The sequence below is a fragment of the Acidicapsa borealis genome (assembly GCF_059115245.1).
Genome location: NZ_JCACNY010000001.1, coordinates 2,352,946 through 2,368,062, shown reverse-complemented (window position 1 = coordinate 2,368,062; position 15,117 = coordinate 2,352,946). Strand labels below are relative to the sequence as shown.

13 protein-coding genes are annotated in these 15,117 nt (G+C 58.9%); 6 read left to right on the top strand and 7 right to left on the bottom strand.

Annotated elements, in window-relative coordinates:
- Window positions 1-27: 27 nt before the first annotated feature.
- From AC5S27_RS09805 to AC5S27_RS09795, 3 genes are read right to left on the bottom strand one after another with little or no spacing between them, the layout of a single operon-like run.
- The gene (locus AC5S27_RS09805; RefSeq protein ID WP_493934387.1) at window positions 28-1,386 is read right to left on the bottom strand and encodes a TolC family protein; all 1,359 of its coding nucleotides are present in this window, start codon (window positions 1,384-1,386) and stop codon (window positions 28-30) included.
- Between the two features lie 56 nt (window positions 1,387-1,442).
- Complete coding sequence (locus tag AC5S27_RS09800; RefSeq protein ID WP_493934386.1) at window positions 1,443-2,423, bottom strand: tetratricopeptide repeat protein; 981 nt, start codon at window positions 2,421-2,423, stop codon at window positions 1,443-1,445.
- A gap of 8 nt (window positions 2,424-2,431) precedes the next feature.
- Window positions 2,432-3,670 (bottom strand): efflux RND transporter periplasmic adaptor subunit, encoded by a 1,239-nt coding sequence (locus AC5S27_RS09795; RefSeq protein ID WP_493934385.1) that lies wholly within the window; start codon window positions 3,668-3,670, stop codon window positions 2,432-2,434.
- A 188-nt stretch (window positions 3,671-3,858) separates the two neighbouring features.
- Here AC5S27_RS09795 and queF point away from each other — a divergent pair, with 188 nt between their 5' ends.
- Both queF and AC5S27_RS09785 read left to right on the top strand, forming a co-directional pair.
- Window positions 3,859-4,257 carry a preQ(1) synthase gene (queF, locus tag AC5S27_RS09790; protein ID WP_493934384.1) on the top strand — a complete coding sequence of 133 codons (399 nt, stop codon included), beginning with the start codon at window positions 3,859-3,861 and terminating at the stop codon, window positions 4,255-4,257.
- Window positions 4,258-4,389: 132 nt separating this feature from the next.
- Window positions 4,390-5,727 carry a spinster family MFS transporter gene (locus AC5S27_RS09785; RefSeq protein WP_493934383.1) on the top strand — a complete coding sequence of 446 codons (1,338 nt, stop codon included), beginning with the start codon at window positions 4,390-4,392 and terminating at the stop codon, window positions 5,725-5,727.
- 106 nt (window positions 5,728-5,833) lie between these two features.
- Here the strand turns inward: AC5S27_RS09785 and AC5S27_RS09780 are convergent, their stop codons facing one another.
- A complete protein-coding gene (locus AC5S27_RS09780) occupies window positions 5,834-6,007 on the bottom strand; it encodes a hypothetical protein (protein ID WP_493934382.1) in 174 nt (57 codons plus the stop codon).
- A 308-nt stretch (window positions 6,008-6,315) separates the two neighbouring features.
- Here AC5S27_RS09780 and uvrA point away from each other — a divergent pair, with 308 nt between their 5' ends.
- Together uvrA and AC5S27_RS09770 are read left to right on the top strand one after the other, a co-directional pair.
- Window positions 6,316-9,258, top strand: coding sequence for an excinuclease ABC subunit UvrA (gene uvrA, locus AC5S27_RS09775; protein ID WP_493934381.1), 2,943 nt, complete (start codon window positions 6,316-6,318; stop codon window positions 9,256-9,258).
- Window positions 9,255-10,217, top strand: coding sequence for a CPBP family intramembrane glutamic endopeptidase (locus AC5S27_RS09770; RefSeq protein WP_493934380.1), 963 nt, complete (start codon window positions 9,255-9,257; stop codon window positions 10,215-10,217). Before uvrA ends, AC5S27_RS09770 begins: the two co-directional genes overlap by 4 nt.
- 5 nt (window positions 10,218-10,222) lie before the next feature.
- Here AC5S27_RS09770 and AC5S27_RS09765 read toward each other — a convergent pair whose 3' ends face one another.
- Window positions 10,223-11,161 (bottom strand): MBL fold metallo-hydrolase, encoded by a 939-nt coding sequence (locus tag AC5S27_RS09765; RefSeq protein ID WP_493934379.1) that lies wholly within the window; start codon window positions 11,159-11,161, stop codon window positions 10,223-10,225.
- Between the two features lie 95 nt (window positions 11,162-11,256).
- On the opposite strand from AC5S27_RS09765, the gene AC5S27_RS09760 reads away from it, so the two are divergent.
- Both AC5S27_RS09760 and AC5S27_RS09755 read left to right on the top strand, forming a co-directional pair.
- The gene (locus AC5S27_RS09760) at window positions 11,257-12,657 is read left to right on the top strand and encodes an APC family permease (protein WP_493934378.1); all 1,401 of its coding nucleotides are present in this window, start codon (window positions 11,257-11,259) and stop codon (window positions 12,655-12,657) included.
- Between the two features lie 106 nt (window positions 12,658-12,763).
- Window positions 12,764-13,042, top strand: a complete 279-nt coding sequence (locus tag AC5S27_RS09755) for a DUF4242 domain-containing protein (protein ID WP_493934377.1) — start codon at window positions 12,764-12,766, stop codon at window positions 13,040-13,042.
- A 14-nt stretch (window positions 13,043-13,056) separates the two neighbouring features.
- On the opposite strand, the gene AC5S27_RS09750 is transcribed toward AC5S27_RS09755, so the two are convergent.
- Together AC5S27_RS09750 and AC5S27_RS09745 are read right to left on the bottom strand one after the other, a co-directional pair.
- Window positions 13,057-14,067 (bottom strand): tyrosine recombinase XerC, encoded by a 1,011-nt coding sequence (locus AC5S27_RS09750; RefSeq protein ID WP_493934376.1) that lies wholly within the window; start codon window positions 14,065-14,067, stop codon window positions 13,057-13,059.
- A complete protein-coding gene (locus AC5S27_RS09745; protein ID WP_493934375.1) occupies window positions 14,064-15,071 on the bottom strand; it encodes a site-specific tyrosine recombinase in 1,008 nt (335 codons plus the stop codon). Before AC5S27_RS09745 ends, AC5S27_RS09750 begins: the two co-directional genes overlap by 4 nt.
- Between the last annotated feature and the right edge of the window lie 46 nt (window positions 15,072-15,117).

The window sequence follows — 15,117 nt, the reverse complement described above, 5'->3', positions numbered from 1 at the left end:
CGTCCTGCCGATACAATCTTGCCGTTACTAGTTCGTTACTGGAGTAACCGGTGCCGCGCCGGCAGCTTCCGCAGGCCCAACTTCGCGCAACCAGTCGTCCATATGGCCCAGCGCGCGCAGCAGGCCGAGCCGAGCCTTGGTCAGGTCGAAACCGGTATCGAGAGCGTCAATCGTCTTCTGACGCTCGTCGATTAGAGCCTGCTGCTCCGCCTTGGGAGACTGCTGCGGCGGCGCGCCAGGATCGATTCCCGCACCGTTGCCGTTCTCAAGCGACGTACGAACCGTCTTTACCTGCTCGGTCGCGATCTGTTGTTTTAGACTCGCCACTTCTGCCAAGGCACTCAGTTCGCGCAAATTAGCCGACAACGTTGCGATCTGAACATCATTCTGGCGCTGGGCCTGCTCTGCCTCGACGGTCGCGCGCAAGGATTCTGCCGCGGTCTCCCGCGACTTGTCCCTTTTACTCCGGTCGTAAATCGGAATCTGGATATTGAAACCAGCGTTGAAGTTATCTGCCTTGAATTTCTTCTTCGCGCTGAAGTAGATGTTGTAGTTGTTCAACGATGTCGCGTCGCGGTTGTACTGCGCTCCGAAGGCTATCAGCGGCCAGTGTTTCGCCGACAGGTAATCTCCCTTGGCTTGAAATTGCTTTGAAGCCGCCTGCGCCCGCGCCGCCTGAATGCCCGCAAGGATGAGCGGATCGGAGCCCGCAGGCTGCTCCGCCGTTACGGCAGGCACTTCAGGGATGGAGGTGTGAAGCGTCCGAATCGAGGCAGCCGGCAGTCCGGTCAGCGAAGCCAGCTGACTGAGCAGGGTGGACGCCCGCGATTGCAGGTGCGTCACGCGCAGCTTCAACTGCGCCACAATCAAGCGCGCCTGGAGCACTTCGCTCAGTGGATCAACGCCAGCTTCTTGCCGCTGTTGCTCGATGAGTAACAACCGGTCGGCAAACTCCGACTGCTGCTGAGCCGTTTCCAACTCCCGGCTCACCGTGTCCAGCTCAATATAATCCGCCGACGCGTCCAAAGCCGCCTGCTCCTTCGCGTCCTTCAGATTCAGGGTGGCGGCATGCACGCCTTCCTGAGCGGCCAAAATATATTGCTTTTGCGGATAGCTGTAGAAAAGTGACTGGATTGTCGCACTGGCAATCGAAGGCTGGCTGAAGGTGAAGCCGATCGACGGTGGACCTACGCTTGAGCCCACGACGAGGTTGGGCACGTATACGTCCTTTGACTGTTTCAGGAGCGACTCTGCTCTGAGCACGTCTGCGCTCGCGAGCTTCACTGCACTGCTGTTGCGCTGCGCCATGTCCACGACAGCTGCCAGCGAAATCTGCGCAGTCAAATGGACGGGGCTGACCGCGATAGCCAAGACTCCAGCAGCCATTACTCCGAACTTGATCCGGTCGAGTCTCGAGTTCCTGCCAACTTTACACGTACCGTTCAAAACTTGGCCTCGATCGCAGGTTTGTACTCGTGTGCCAGCGCCAGGGCTGCATCCCGATCGCGCTTCGCACCGGCTGCATCGCCAGTCTGGCTGCGTAGCTTGGCTAGCCTGGTGAGCGCGTCGAAGGCAGGCGCCTCTTCTGTCTTGTCGGGAGATGCCAGGTAGGTCTCGTAAAGCTTGATCGCCTGCGGAAGCTGGCGGTTAGTGCGGGCCAGCGTCGACGCACCGTTGAACAGCGCAATTGCTCCGTGTTTGGAGTGAGCCGCAGCCGCCACGCCGCTATTGATGGCAGATTCCATATCCGCCCATCGAGACTGACGACGATAGAAATTCGCCAGTTCGATCCAGGCCTGCGCATCCTTATCGCCGACCGTCGCCGCCTTGTATTCCTTCTCAGCTCCGGGCAAATCCTTCTGCTTTTCCGCAATCGTTCCGCGGAGCACATGCGCTCGTGACGGGCTCACCGCATCCAGCTTTTTGGCAATCTCTTCGGCCTTGTCCATGCCGCCGCCGACCACACCGGGCGCTTCCTTGTAGAACTCACCCAGGTCGGCCAGGGCTTCTGCGTCCTTCGGATCAAGCTTTACAGCTTCTTCGAACTCGGCTCTCGACTTTTTCGCCAGGGAAAAGGCACTGAAGGCATTGGCTTTGCTTGCCCGCTCGCCAATGGCCTGGCCCAGCCAAAGATGGTACTTCGCACTCTGAGGGTTGGCCTCGACCGCTTTCTGGCAGTGCTCCGCTGCCTGGTCGAACTGGTCCAGGGTCAACTCCACGCGGCACAGCAGATTGTTTGCCTCCGCCGACTTCGGATCAGTCTTGAGGGCAGCGTTCAACTTCGCGATGGCCGCGTCGGCGCGGCCAGCCTGAAGATCGGAATTGGCGGAAGCCAGAGAACCCGATTGAGCGAAGCTCACGCACGGCAGAGCAATTGCCAGGCTCAGTAATGTTCTTAACGCAAAGTCATTCCGAATCCGCATTGCAACCGTCACCTCACAACCTTTACCGGCGCGCCGTCTTCGAGCGTCATTCCATTGAGGCTGCCGGTTGCCACATGGTCACCTTCATTCAATCCTGACAGGATCGGGACCAGAGTCAGATTTGGCGTGCCGATCGTAACCGAAGTGCGAACAAGGTTTCCACTCACAATGCGATAAACAAACTGCTTGCCGTTTTCGCTGTGCAGAGCTTCGCGCGGCACGGTCAGAGTATTGGGCGCGGTGGAAGTGGTCACCGTCACCGTCACGTGGGTCGCAGGCAGCAGAACGTTGTCAGCATCGTCGATGGCGATCAACACTTCACCGACGTTGCGTGTGGTGTAGGCAACGATCGTCGAAGGCAGTTGCACGATGTGTCCGTGCCAAACCCGGCCCGGCTGTGCGTCCCAGACAAACTTTGCTTTCTGGCCAAGCGCCAGGCGGCCGGTATCCGGCTCGTCAAAGTAAGCTCGCACCTGCACTTTACTCAAATCGGCAACCTGCAGGAGCAGTTTGCCTTCTTCGACAAAATCAGACCGGCCGACGGGGATTGAATACACCGTTCCGTCCACCGGGGACCGGAGCGACGTCTTGTTCAGAACTTCGCGTGCAGCGGCAAGATTCGCCAGGGCGTCAGCAACAGCTGCGGCGGACCGCTGCTGTTCGCTGGGCGCGTAGCGAGTCTGCTGGCGGCCCTGATCGGTCTTGAGCGTGTCCTGAGCGAGAGCCAGGCGCTGGCGGCTCGCTTCGACTTCACTGGCCGAGGCTGCGCCTGTTCCCTGCAACTTCTGCAATGCTTCGAGTTCCCTCTGACGCTGAGCCACGTCAAGCTGATCCCGCGCGATGGTCGAGGAAAGCGACTGCCGCTCCTCCAGGGTGCCTCCCTTGGTGACGGCCTCGTTGCTCGCCTCGGCGGTACGCAACGCACTCTCGGCAGACGCAACACGCGCGCGGGCGGTGAGGTCATCGAGCCGCATCAACAGGGCGCCTGACTTCATACGGTCGCCTTGATGCACCAGAATCGCTTTAACCGTGGTCGCGAGCGGGCTGTGGAATTCGAAGTTTGTCACCGGCTCAACGAGGCCGTTGGTACTCACCGTGCCGACAAGTTCGGTGCGCGTAGCGCTTGCGGCGTGGACCGGCATCCGGTCTCGGGTAAGCGCTCGGGCGACGAAAAAGACGATCACCAATACGACTGCGGCCCCGATCCACAACCAAAGCCGACTCTTCTGCTTGCTTTCTTCTGCCATGAATGGGACGCGTCCTATGCGTGGCGCATAAATTCGTTGCCCGGCCACACCTGTCGAAGGTCAGTATATAAGACTCACGTTTGGCGATTTGGACTCAACTAGATGCAGCAACTTTCCCAAGCCTGTGACAGCCGCGTCAACACCCGGTCCGGCTTGGTCTGAAGCACCAATCCATCTACAATGGAAGCATGGCACTCGAACAACGCTACACTGACGAACATGCAAAATCCGGCCTGGACTTCCCTTTTCCGGCCATCGAAACCTGGCCCAACCAATTCCAGGGCTACGAAATTCTGATCGACGATCCGGAATTTACCTCCGTCTGCCCCAAGACCGGCCTGCCCGACTTCGGCGTACTGACGCTGCGCTACATGCCCCGCGAGCGCTGTGCTGAGCTAAAGAGCTGGAAGGAATATCTGTTCTGCTACCGTAACCTGGGGATTTTCCAGGAGAACGTTGTGAACCAGGTGCTCAACGATCTGGTGAAGGCCTGCGACCCGGTCTGGGCTGTGGTCAAGGGCGACTTCCGTCCACGCGGTGGAATTTCGACGACCGTTGAGGCACGCTGGCCGCGGCCCCAGGTTTAGGCCTGGCGCCCCCCTGGTAGGTTGGCAAATTTTGTAGCACGTTGCGCAATACGTGTGGGACATTGCGCAATCTTCGTCGTACGAGTTGCAATGCCTGGATGACAAGTTGCAATGCCGGTGCGAGGATAGGCAGTGCGCAACATCAAATCTGCCCTGGGAATGGTGCCGATGCCGGAAGCCCCTGGCAATTCTGAAGCCGTCCAGCTCGAACTGACCGGTGCACGCTTGTCTGGCTTAGGCCAACCTGCGCTGGTCGCTCTACTGCTGCTCACCGGGCTGAACCTGCTCAATTTTCTGGATCGCTACATTCTGCCTGGGACTCAGCCGCTGATCCAGGCAGAATTTGGCGTTTCGGACGAGCGGATGGGTGCGCTGACGACGGCTCTGTTTGTCACGTATATGCTGACGGCGCCGTTTACCGGGTGGATGGGGGACCGTTTCCGCCGCAAGCCATTGATCGTGGCTGGGGCAGTCCTCTGGAGCACCGCAACGCTTTTCACCTTCTGGGTGCATGATTACTGGTCGCTTTATTTCCGCCACGCGCTGGTGGGTGTTGGCGAGGCCACCTTCAGCATTTTTGCGCCAGCGGTGATCTCGGATTTCTATCCTCCGAAAGAACGAAACCGCGTACTTTCATGGTTTTACCTCGCCATTCCGGTCGGCGCGGCGCTGGGGTATCTGGTGGGCGGGCAGCTTGGGCAGCGCTACGGCTGGCGCACTCCGTTTTTTGTCGGCGCGATTCCGGGGTTTCTGATCGCCGGAGCTTTCTGGTTGTTTACAGTTGAGCCGACGCGCGGCGGAACGGATCTCGCGACACCGATTGCAAAGCCCACCGGTCGAGCTATGTGGTTCAATTTCTGGGGGTTATTTCGTAATCCCGCTTATATCTTTGCCGCGCTGGGCATGGCTATGATGGTTTTCGCCATGGGTGGAATTTCGACCTGGATGCCAACATTTCTGCACCGGTTTGCGGGCATGAGCGTGGCCAAGGCGGGGACGATTCTGGGTGGGATCACCGTCGTGGACGGACTGGCCGGGACGGCGATCGGCGGCTGGCTGGCGCAGCGGTGGCTGCGGACAAATCACCGGGCGCTTTATCTGCTTTCGGCATGGAGCATGATTTTGACTCTGCCGCTGGCGGCGCTCACGTTCTTTGGGCCGCCTGCATGGTCTGTTGCGGCGCTGGCTGGGGCGGAGTTCTTTCTCTTTCTCAATACGGGCCCGCTGAATGCCGCGATCTGCAACTCGGTTGGACCGGGAGTGCGGTCATCGGCGATCGCTCTTGAGTTGTTTCTGATCCATTTTCTGGGGGACACGTTTTCGCCACAGATCATCGGGCATATCTCAGGGATGGCCAACTCCAACCTGCGGATTGGGCTGGGGTTGACGCTGGTCACGCTGGTGGTTTCGGGGCTACTGCTCTTTGTTGGCTCGCGGTTTGCACCGGTGCTCGAAGAGCGTGTCTGCTAGCGAAGCATCAGCTTTGTATGAGTTCTCTTCGGCGGCTCGATATATGTATAGCGTGTATATCGTTGGTGAGATCGCTCGATCTTCCCGCTCTGGTCCCAAGTGAATATCAGGAGGCGTTGACAATCTGCGTCTGTGTCTTGGTGGCAGGGGCCTGTTGCTGGGAGTGCCAGTGCATTAGGCTGAAGCCCGTCTTAACAAGGCCATAGGCGGCGAGGACGCCGAGCAGCATGGCTGCGATCGAGGCGAGGACCAACAGTACGAGATTGACGAAATCCTGCATACAACTCCTATTAGCGCAATCCAGGGTAACGGCTGCGCAGGTAAAACATTGGAATCCGGCAACTCAATAGCAATACGCGAACAAGGTAGACATGCATTTTTCCCAGCGGCTCAAAGCGCGCTTGGGCGGTTGTTGCCCTGCAACAAGGATTCTCTCAGAGAAATCCGGTTTCGTTGACCCTGCTGGTGTTGGCAACTAGAATACCTCTAGAGGGTTCCGCCGATTGTGACAATCTGGTTGCTGTTGGGTGTTGAGCCTCTGGACACGCTTCAGTGTCGCCTTCCGGTTTACGCTTCCCTGCTCAAAATATGACAATTACGCACATTTCGGTCCGTGGCGCACGGCAGCACAATCTGCGCGACATTAACGTTCGCATCCCCAGGAACACGCTGACGGTGGTTACCGGGCTTTCGGGCTCGGGCAAGAGTTCGCTGGCCTTTGACACGATCTATGCGGAGGGGCAGCGGCGGTATGTGGAGACGCTGTCGGCGTATGCGCGGCAATTCTTGGATCAAATTGAACGGCCGGATGTGGACTCGATCGAGGGGCTTAGCCCGGCAATTTCGATTGAGCAGAAAACGACGAGCCGCAGTCCACGATCGACTGTCGGGACGATTACCGAGATCTACGACTACCTTCGCCTGCTGTATGCGTCGGTGGGCACGCCGCATTGCCCGAACTGCGGGAAGCCGATTGCGCGGCAGACGGGCGAGCAGATTGTGCAGCGCATTCTAGCGCTGGGCGATGGGCAGCGCGTGGTGATCATGGCGCCGGTGGTGCGAGGGCGCAAAGGCGAGTTTCGCGAGCTACTGGATCAGCTGGAGCAGCAGGGGTTCCGGGCGCGGATTGATGGTGAGTTGCGTGACCTCGCTGAGACCGTGGTACTCGACCGGCGCAAGAATCACACCATCGAAGCTGTCATTGACCGGATCGTGCTGAAGCCCGGCGTTGAGAAGCGGCTGGAAGCTTCTGTCACCAAGGCGCTGCAGATGGCCAACGGGCTGGTGATTGTGGCGGCTTCGAGTTCGGCAAGCGCGGAGAAAGAGGAGCAGCTTTACTCTTCTTCGATGGCCTGCCCGGATTGCGGGCTGGACGTACCGAAGCTGGAGCCGCGCAGCTTTAGTTTCAACTCGGCTTTTGGAGCTTGCCCGGAGTGTCACGGGCTCGGGTCGCTGTATGACTTCGATCCGGCGAAGGTGATTACGGATTGGTCGAAGCCGCTACTGGATGGCGGGCTTGGCCCGGGGTCAGCTTCGCAGTATTTGATCAAGCTGATTCATGTAGCGGCGGACCGGTATGGGATCGATCTGAAGACGCCGTTTGAGCAATTGCCGAACAAGCAGCAGCATATTCTAGTCTACGGACCGCCGCGCACGGAGGCTCCGAAGACGGGCTTTCATGGGATTCTGTCATACCTGCGTGATGGCCTTGAGGATGCGAAGAGCGAGGGTTATCGCGAGTACATGATGAACTTCATGTCAGCCTCGCAGTGCCCGACGTGCCGTGGGAAGCGGCTTCGGCCTGAGTCGTTGGCGGTGAAGGTTGGCGGGTTGTCGATCAGCGACTTCACGGCGCTTTCGCTGAACAAGGCGCTGGCCCAGGCTCGGCTGCTGAGCTTTACGGCGCGCGAGGCACTGATTGCGGAACGTATTCGCAAAGAGGTCGTGGAGCGCCTGGAGTTTTTGTCTGGCGTGGGGTTAAGCTACCTTTCGCTGGATCGGAATGCCGCTACGCTATCGGGCGGCGAGGGGCAGCGGATTCGGCTGGCTACGCAGATTGGTTCACGCCTGCGTGGTGTTCTGTACGTGCTGGACGAGCCTTCGATTGGTCTGCATCAGCGGGACAACATGCGGCTGATCGATGCATTGACGCGGCTGAGGGATTTGGGTAACACGGTGCTGGTCGTGGAGCACGATGAAGATACGATTCGCGCTGCGGACTATGTGCTGGATCTTGGTCCTGGCGCTGGGCGGCTGGGCGGATATGTTGTGGCCGAAGGGACGCCGGCGCAGATCATGGCGGAGCCGGAGTCGCTGACAGGCCGGTATCTTTCAGGTGAGACGAGCATCATGCATCGCGAGCGGCCTCGTGCGCTCACGGGCAAGTGGCTCACGATTGAGGGCGCGCGCGAGCACAATCTGCAGGATGTTTCGGCTAGGTTTCCGCTGGGCGTGATGACTGTTGTGACGGGTGTGAGCGGAAGCGGCAAGAGCACGCTGGTGAATGACATTCTGTATCGCTCACTGGCGCAGACTTTGTACTCTTCGCGCGAGGAGCCGGGCAATCATGACACGCTGACCGGGACCGAGCTGATCGATAAAGTGATTCGCATCGACCAGTCGCCGATTGGGCGCACGCCGCGGTCGAACCCGGCTACGTATACGCAGTTGTTTTCTCCGCTGCGGGATCTCTTCGCGATGTTGCCGGAGTCGCGTGAGCGTGGGTATAAGCCAGGACGGTTCAGCTTCAATGTGGCGGGTGGACGATGCGAGGCTTGCCAGGGCGATGGGCAGCGGCGCATTGAGATGAACTTCCTTCCCGACGTATATGTGCAGTGCGAGGTGTGCAACGGCAAGCGATATAACCAGGAGACGCTGGCAGTCAAGTTCAAGGGGTACTCGATTGCGGGGATTCTGGAGCTGACGATTGAGGATGCGCTGGCGGTGTTTTCCGACGTGCCGTTGCTGCGGGTGAAGCTGCAGACGCTGGTGGATGTGGGCCTTGGATATATCCATCTGGGGCAGAGTGCTACGACGCTTTCGGGCGGCGAGGCGCAGCGGATGAAGCTGGCTCGTGAACTCTCGAAACGGCAGACAGGGCGCACGCTGTATCTGCTGGATGAGCCTACGACGGGGTTGCATTTTGACGATGTGCGCAAACTGCTGGAGGTGCTGCACCGGCTGGCCGATCTGGGGAATTCGGTCGTCATTATCGAGCACAATCTGGATGTGATTCGCAATGCGGATTGGCTGATCGATATGGGGCCCGAGGGTGGCGAGGATGGTGGCCGAGTAGTAGCCGAAGGACGACCAAAGGATGTGGCTGCTGTAGCTGGGTCGTTCACCGGAGAGTTTCTCGCGAAGTATTATGCGGAACATGGTGCTCCTGCGGATGCGCCTGCTGAGCTGGCTGCGCCAATCGAGGAGAAAGATCCTGCGGTGCTGGCGCGCAATGCGAAGAAGGCTGCTCCGAAGAAAGCCGGCGCGGATAGGCCCAAGGGACCACGCAAGAAGAAGATGGGAATCGCATGAGTGATGACTGGCGAGAAGGCGAGTATCAGGCCGAGGAGACTCGTGGCGGGATGAGTGAGCTGCCGGCTGCGCCAGCCTTTCTGGTGCAAGAGCCACTTGGCGTTGAGCCGCCTTCGTTTGCGTTTCTGGAAAGTCTTCCTTTACGGCCTATGCCGCGAACTCCTAACTTTGCCGACGCTTTGTTGTTTGGCGTGTTTATGGTGGCCGGCGCGCTGGTCACGATCGTTGTGCTTGGACTCTCGGCGCATTACCACTGGTTTGGACTGAATGATCTGGCGCAACTGGTCAACAAGACTTGGCTGGCGCTGGTTTCGCAGTTGCTCATCTATGCGATTGGGCTGGCGATCGCTGTTCCCTTCTTTCGTACGACGTGGGGGAAGCCTTATTTTGCGGGGCTGCACTGGCACGCTGCGACGGCGAAGCGACTGGCGCTGAGACTGCTCGGCTGTGCGGTGCTTTGCAATGTGCTGGCGATGCTGGGCGACTACATTCTGCCATTTCCCGAGCATGCTCCGATTGACAAGATGTTCAGCACGTCGACCAATGCCTGGATGTTGACGGTGTTTGGTGTGACGATTGCACCGCTGTTTGAGGAGATGATCTTTCGCGGGTTTCTGCTGCCGGCGATGGCTACGGCGTGGGATTGGGCGATTGAGCGATCGACAGGGGCGCGTCCGAGGCCGCTGGACGCCGAGGGACAGCCGGTTTGGAGCGCGGGCGCGATGATCTTTGCGGCGATGCTGGTCAGCGTGCCGTTTGCGCTGATGCATTCGGCACAACTGGGGCAGGCGTGGGGGCCGTTGCTGCTGCTCTATTGCGTAAGTCTGGTGCTGTGTACTGTGCGGTTCGTGACGCGCTCATTGGCTGCGAGCACGCTGGTGCATTCGATCTATAACGCGATCCTCTTCGGCATCATGCTGGTGCAGACGGATGGTTTCCGGCATTTGGATAAAATCTAGCGACGCTACTGCTTAGCCTGCATGAGAAACGATATTTGACTAGCCTTATAGACTGATTTTCCAGGGCCACCGGATTTTGCCGCTACTTTGCCGCTCCTGACTGATTCAAAATCTTCGACTAACCTGGGTAGGATCGTTGGCGGCGTGAGCGGGAAGTTATGCGCGCCGAGTACCTCTTTCACTTGCGGCGCCAGCGCTGCGAGGCGATGGATGGATGCTTCGTACGCTTGCAGACTGGTCTCTGGGGCGAAGAGATAGATGGTGCCGGGGTAGTAGGTGTCTCCGGTAAAAAGCAGGCCGTTGGCGCGGTCAAAGAGGCAGATGGCGTCGGGTGTGTGGCCGGGGGTGGAGATGACTTGGATGGTGCGGCCGCCGAGATCGATGCGATCGCCGTCGTGGATATATTTTGTGATCCTCCAGGGCCGGGTGACGTAAGTCTTTGCTTCGAAACCCACAGGGAGCGCGCCGCAGAGTTCGCTGGGCTGGATCTCTTCTTGCGCCTGCTTGCTGGAGCCTTTCGCGTTTTGACGCGAGAAGTCTGTGTCCATGCTGTAGATGGTGGTGAATTGCCAGTTGCCGCCTACGTGGTCGCCGTGGGTATGTGAGTTCAGAACGATCACAGGGAGTTTGGTAAGCTGCGCGACGATGCTCTTGATATCCGCAATGCCCATACCGGTATCGAAAAGGATGGCGCGCTGGCTGCCTACGATGAGATAGCCGATGGTGCTTTCGGACTGGCGCGGTTCGTAGAGGGCGAAGACTGCGGGCGATACTTCGTAGACCTCGAACCAGGTGTCTGGCAACGGGATGCGCTTGAGGGCCTTGTATTTCGGATTCGGAAGAGACTTACACCATTCCGGCTGGACTACTGGTGATGGCGTTTGCGCGGAAACTCTTGTTGCGAGAGCGGCGAGTGCGATGAGGAGGATGGCGAATATCTTCATGGATTGAGGATGAGTATAGCTGCCGCCACAGCGATCTGATTTCCTGATTCTGGAGGATTCGCACAGCGGCTGGCCATGCTAATCTCGGTTCAACCATGAGCCAGCCTCCTACCACTCTCGCTGCGAATGACAAGACACAGGATCTGCCGCGCGTACTGGGTGGCAGCCATGCGATGGCGATTGTGGTGGGCACGATTATCGGCAGCGGCATCTTTCTTGTGCCGACGGAGATGATGAATGCTGTCGGGTCTTCGGGGCTGGTGTATCTGGCGTGGGTCGTGGGCGGTCTCTTGTCTCTCTTTGGGGCGATGACCTATGCCGAGCTGGGCGCGATGATGCCCTACGCGGGCGGCGAATATGTGTATCTGCGCGGTGCTTATGGGGACCGCACCGGATTTCTGTATATGTGGACCTGGTTTGCTGTGGCCAAGCCTGCATCGATTGCTTCGGTGACCAGCGGGCTGGCGCGAACCCTGGGAATTTTTGCGATGTTTCATTGGCTCGATACGCAGGCGGTTGGCGGACCCTTGCCGGTGATGTGGTCTCAGTTGTTTGCCATTGGAATGACCTGGCTCATTACCGGGCTGAACTATCTCGGGATCAAGAAGGCTGGCGATTTTCAGGTTGTCTTCACTGTGCTCAAGGGTGTGCTCATCCTGGTTGTCGCGGGCTTCTGCTTTTCTTCCGCGGTGGGGTCGTGGGGGAATTTCCATACTTCGCTGACGCATGCTACGGGCGGAATCAATGGCTTCATGATTGCGCTGATTGCTACGCTTTGGGCATACGACGGATGGAACGATCTGACGATGGTGGCAGGCGAAGTGAAGCAACCGGGTCGCAATCTGCCAATTGCCTTGATTGGCGGATTATTTATCGTCGGTGTGCTCTTCATGGCGACCAACGCGGCGATCCAGTACATCCTGCCTGCGGCACAGATTGCTGCTTCTCCTCGGCCTGCTATCGAGGCGTTGCGGGTAGTGGCGGGGCCTGCGGGCGCTGCGCTGGTTGCGGGCGGGATGGCGCTCAGCATCTTTGTCACGCTCAATGGAACGATCATGTCCGGCGCGCGTATTCCATTTGCTGCTGCGCGGGACAAGCTTTTCTTTCCTCGCTTTGGCGAGGTACATCCGAAGTTTAAGAGTCCTGCGTATTCGCTGGTGGTGCAAGCGATCCTCTCGTCTGTACTGCTGCTGGCGCTGGGGCGGTTTCAGCAGTTGTTTGAGTTGGCGGTATTCGCAGAGTGGCTCTTCTATGCGCTTACAGCCACGACGGTGTTTGTGTATCGACGCAAGCATCCGGAGATGGCGCGGCCGTATCGTGTCTGGGGATATCCGGTGCTGCCGGCATTGTTTGTGTTGTGCGCGCTTGCGGTGCTGGTTTCCAGCTATACAAGCAACCTTCGCGGGTCGCTGATCGGTTCGGGCTTGATCCTGCTTGGGTTGCCGTTGTATGAGTGGGTGCGCTGGCGGTACGGCAACAAGCCGACGCATGCGTAGGCTGCGATCTGCTCGTCACAAGTTCAAAATCAGCGCCACCTCAGAACGGCCTTACGGAGTACACTGATTTTCGAATTTTGGAACGAGTTTTGAAAGAGGACAACGCATGCCTAAGTTCTTGATTGAGCGCAACATTCCTGGTGCTGGAAAGCTGACCCCTGAGCAGCTTCAGGGGATTTCGCAGACTTCCTGTGGTGTGTTGCGGTCGATGGGGCCGGAAATTCAGTGGGTGCAGTCGTATGTGACGGACGACAAGGTGACGTGCGTATACATCGCGCCGAATGCGGAGATGATTCGTGAGCACGCAAAGCTGGGTGGGTTTCCGGCCGATGCAGTGCTTGAAGTTCGTGGAATCATTGACCCTACGACGAGCGAAAGTAAATAGCTACGCAGCGCGAACTACTTGGCTCGCGGATGGGTCTTGTCATAGACCACGGTGAGTTGAGCAGCGGTAAGCTGCGTGTAGCGCTGTGTGGTGCTGAGGCGCTCGTGGCCGAGTAGTTCCTGAATGCTGCGCAGGTCTGCTCCTTCTTCCAACAAGTGCGTTCCAAAAGCGTGGCGCAAGGTGTGCGGATGCACATCTGAAGAGAGTCCACGCTCGACGGCAATGTGTTTGACGATGCGGGCTACAGAACGCGTGGAGAGACGGCCACTGCCGCGCAGGTGCAGGTTGAGCAGGAGCGCATCGAAGTCGGCTGGATTGCGTTGTGCTGCGGTGAGACGAGCCTGGCGTTCGCCAAGGTAGAGGCGGATGGCTTGCGCGGCTGCGTCGCCAAGCGGAACATAGCGCTGCTTCTGGCCTTTGCCGCGAACGAGGATCGCTTCGTTGGCCCAGTGAATGTCGGCGAGATTGAGGCCAGTGAGTTCGGCATTACGCATGCCGCATCCGTAGAGCAATTCGAAGATGACCGCGTCGCGGGCTGGCCAGCTTGCGGTCGATTCCTCTGAATCGCTGTGGGACGTTACGGAATCGATGACCTGGTTCATCTGCTCGATGGATGGGACGCGTGGCAGATGCTTGGGCAGCTTGGGTGTGGCCACCAGCGATGCCACATTCTGCTCGACATGATGGAAACGGGCCAGCCAGCGGAACCAGCTTCGCACGGCTGCCAATGCTCGCGCTGCTGAGGCCTTCGAGAGACCACGTTCATACAATGAACCAAGCCATGCGCGGATGCGCGTGTGTTCGATGGCGGATGGTGCTGTGTCGTAGCCTTGCTGCTTGACGATATAAGCAGTGAAGGCGCGAAGCTCGCGCTCGTAGGCGCGGAGGGTATGAGGCGAGCTGCCGCGCTCGTTGGCAAGTACAGCCAGGTATGCAGTCACAAGCTGATCGAGCTGCGTCGGCGCAGGATGCTCCGATGCATCCTCCAAGCTCGCTACGGATACGTCTTCGAGAATTGCGCTCATTGCTGATCCTCATCGGCTGTCGATTTTGCGACGAGGAACAACTTACTTGGCGGCGCTTGGGGCTCGGCCGCAATGCGCCGGTTGCCTCGTGGATGGTGTTCGCGATGGACTGCCTTGAGGCGACCGAGAGCAAGGTGCGTATACACCTGCGTGGTTGAGATATCTGCGTGACCGAGGAGGAGTTGCACGGAGCGCAAATCTGCGCCGTGCTCGACCATGTGCGTGGCGCAACTGTGGCGCAAGGTATGCGGGCTTGCAGAGTTGTTGCTGGCTTTCACCAGCAGCCAGATGGACTGGCGTGTCATCGGCATGCCGCGCAAGGAGAGGAAGAGCGTGGAGGCATCAGAAGCTCGGGCGCGAACGCGCGCCAGATGCGGACGGCCTTCTTTGAGATAGATCGACAATGCTTCAAGAGCAGCTACGCCGAGTGGAACAATGCGCTCCTTGTCGCCTTTGCCGCGAACCATGACTCTACCCAGGTCAAGAGCGAGATCGCTTGTCGAGAGGCTTGTGACCTCAGAGACGCGCAGACCCCCGGCGTACAGCAGCTCAAGGATGGCGCGGTTGCGGAGTGCTGTGGCACGCGACTGTGGGCCGTTGGCGGGAGCTTCGGTCTGGGCTTCGGCGGAGGTGAGCATGCCATTGATTTCCGACTCGGCGAGAGACTTGGGCAGAACCTTCCAGGCTTTCGGGGATTCGATGTTGATTGTCGGATCGTGATGAATGCGGCGATCGAGCAGGAGCCACTTATAGAAGCCGCGGAGACAGCTTAGTTTGCGTGCCGCGGAGCGGGCGTCGATACCGTGCATCCGCAGATGTTCGAGGAAAGCGGCGACGTCCTGCTGTGTAGCGGTTAGCAGCACACCGTGGCGGCCTTCGAGGAATTCAGCGAAGGTCTTGAGGTCGCTGTCGTAGGCCTCGCAGGTGAGCGGACGGAGACCTTTCTCCACGCGTAAATAGGTCAGGTACTCCGTCAAGAGGACGAGATTGCGCGCGGTATCCACTCCTGTGATTATGGGCTGGGCGCGGTCCCCGGTGTGCAGGATTGCG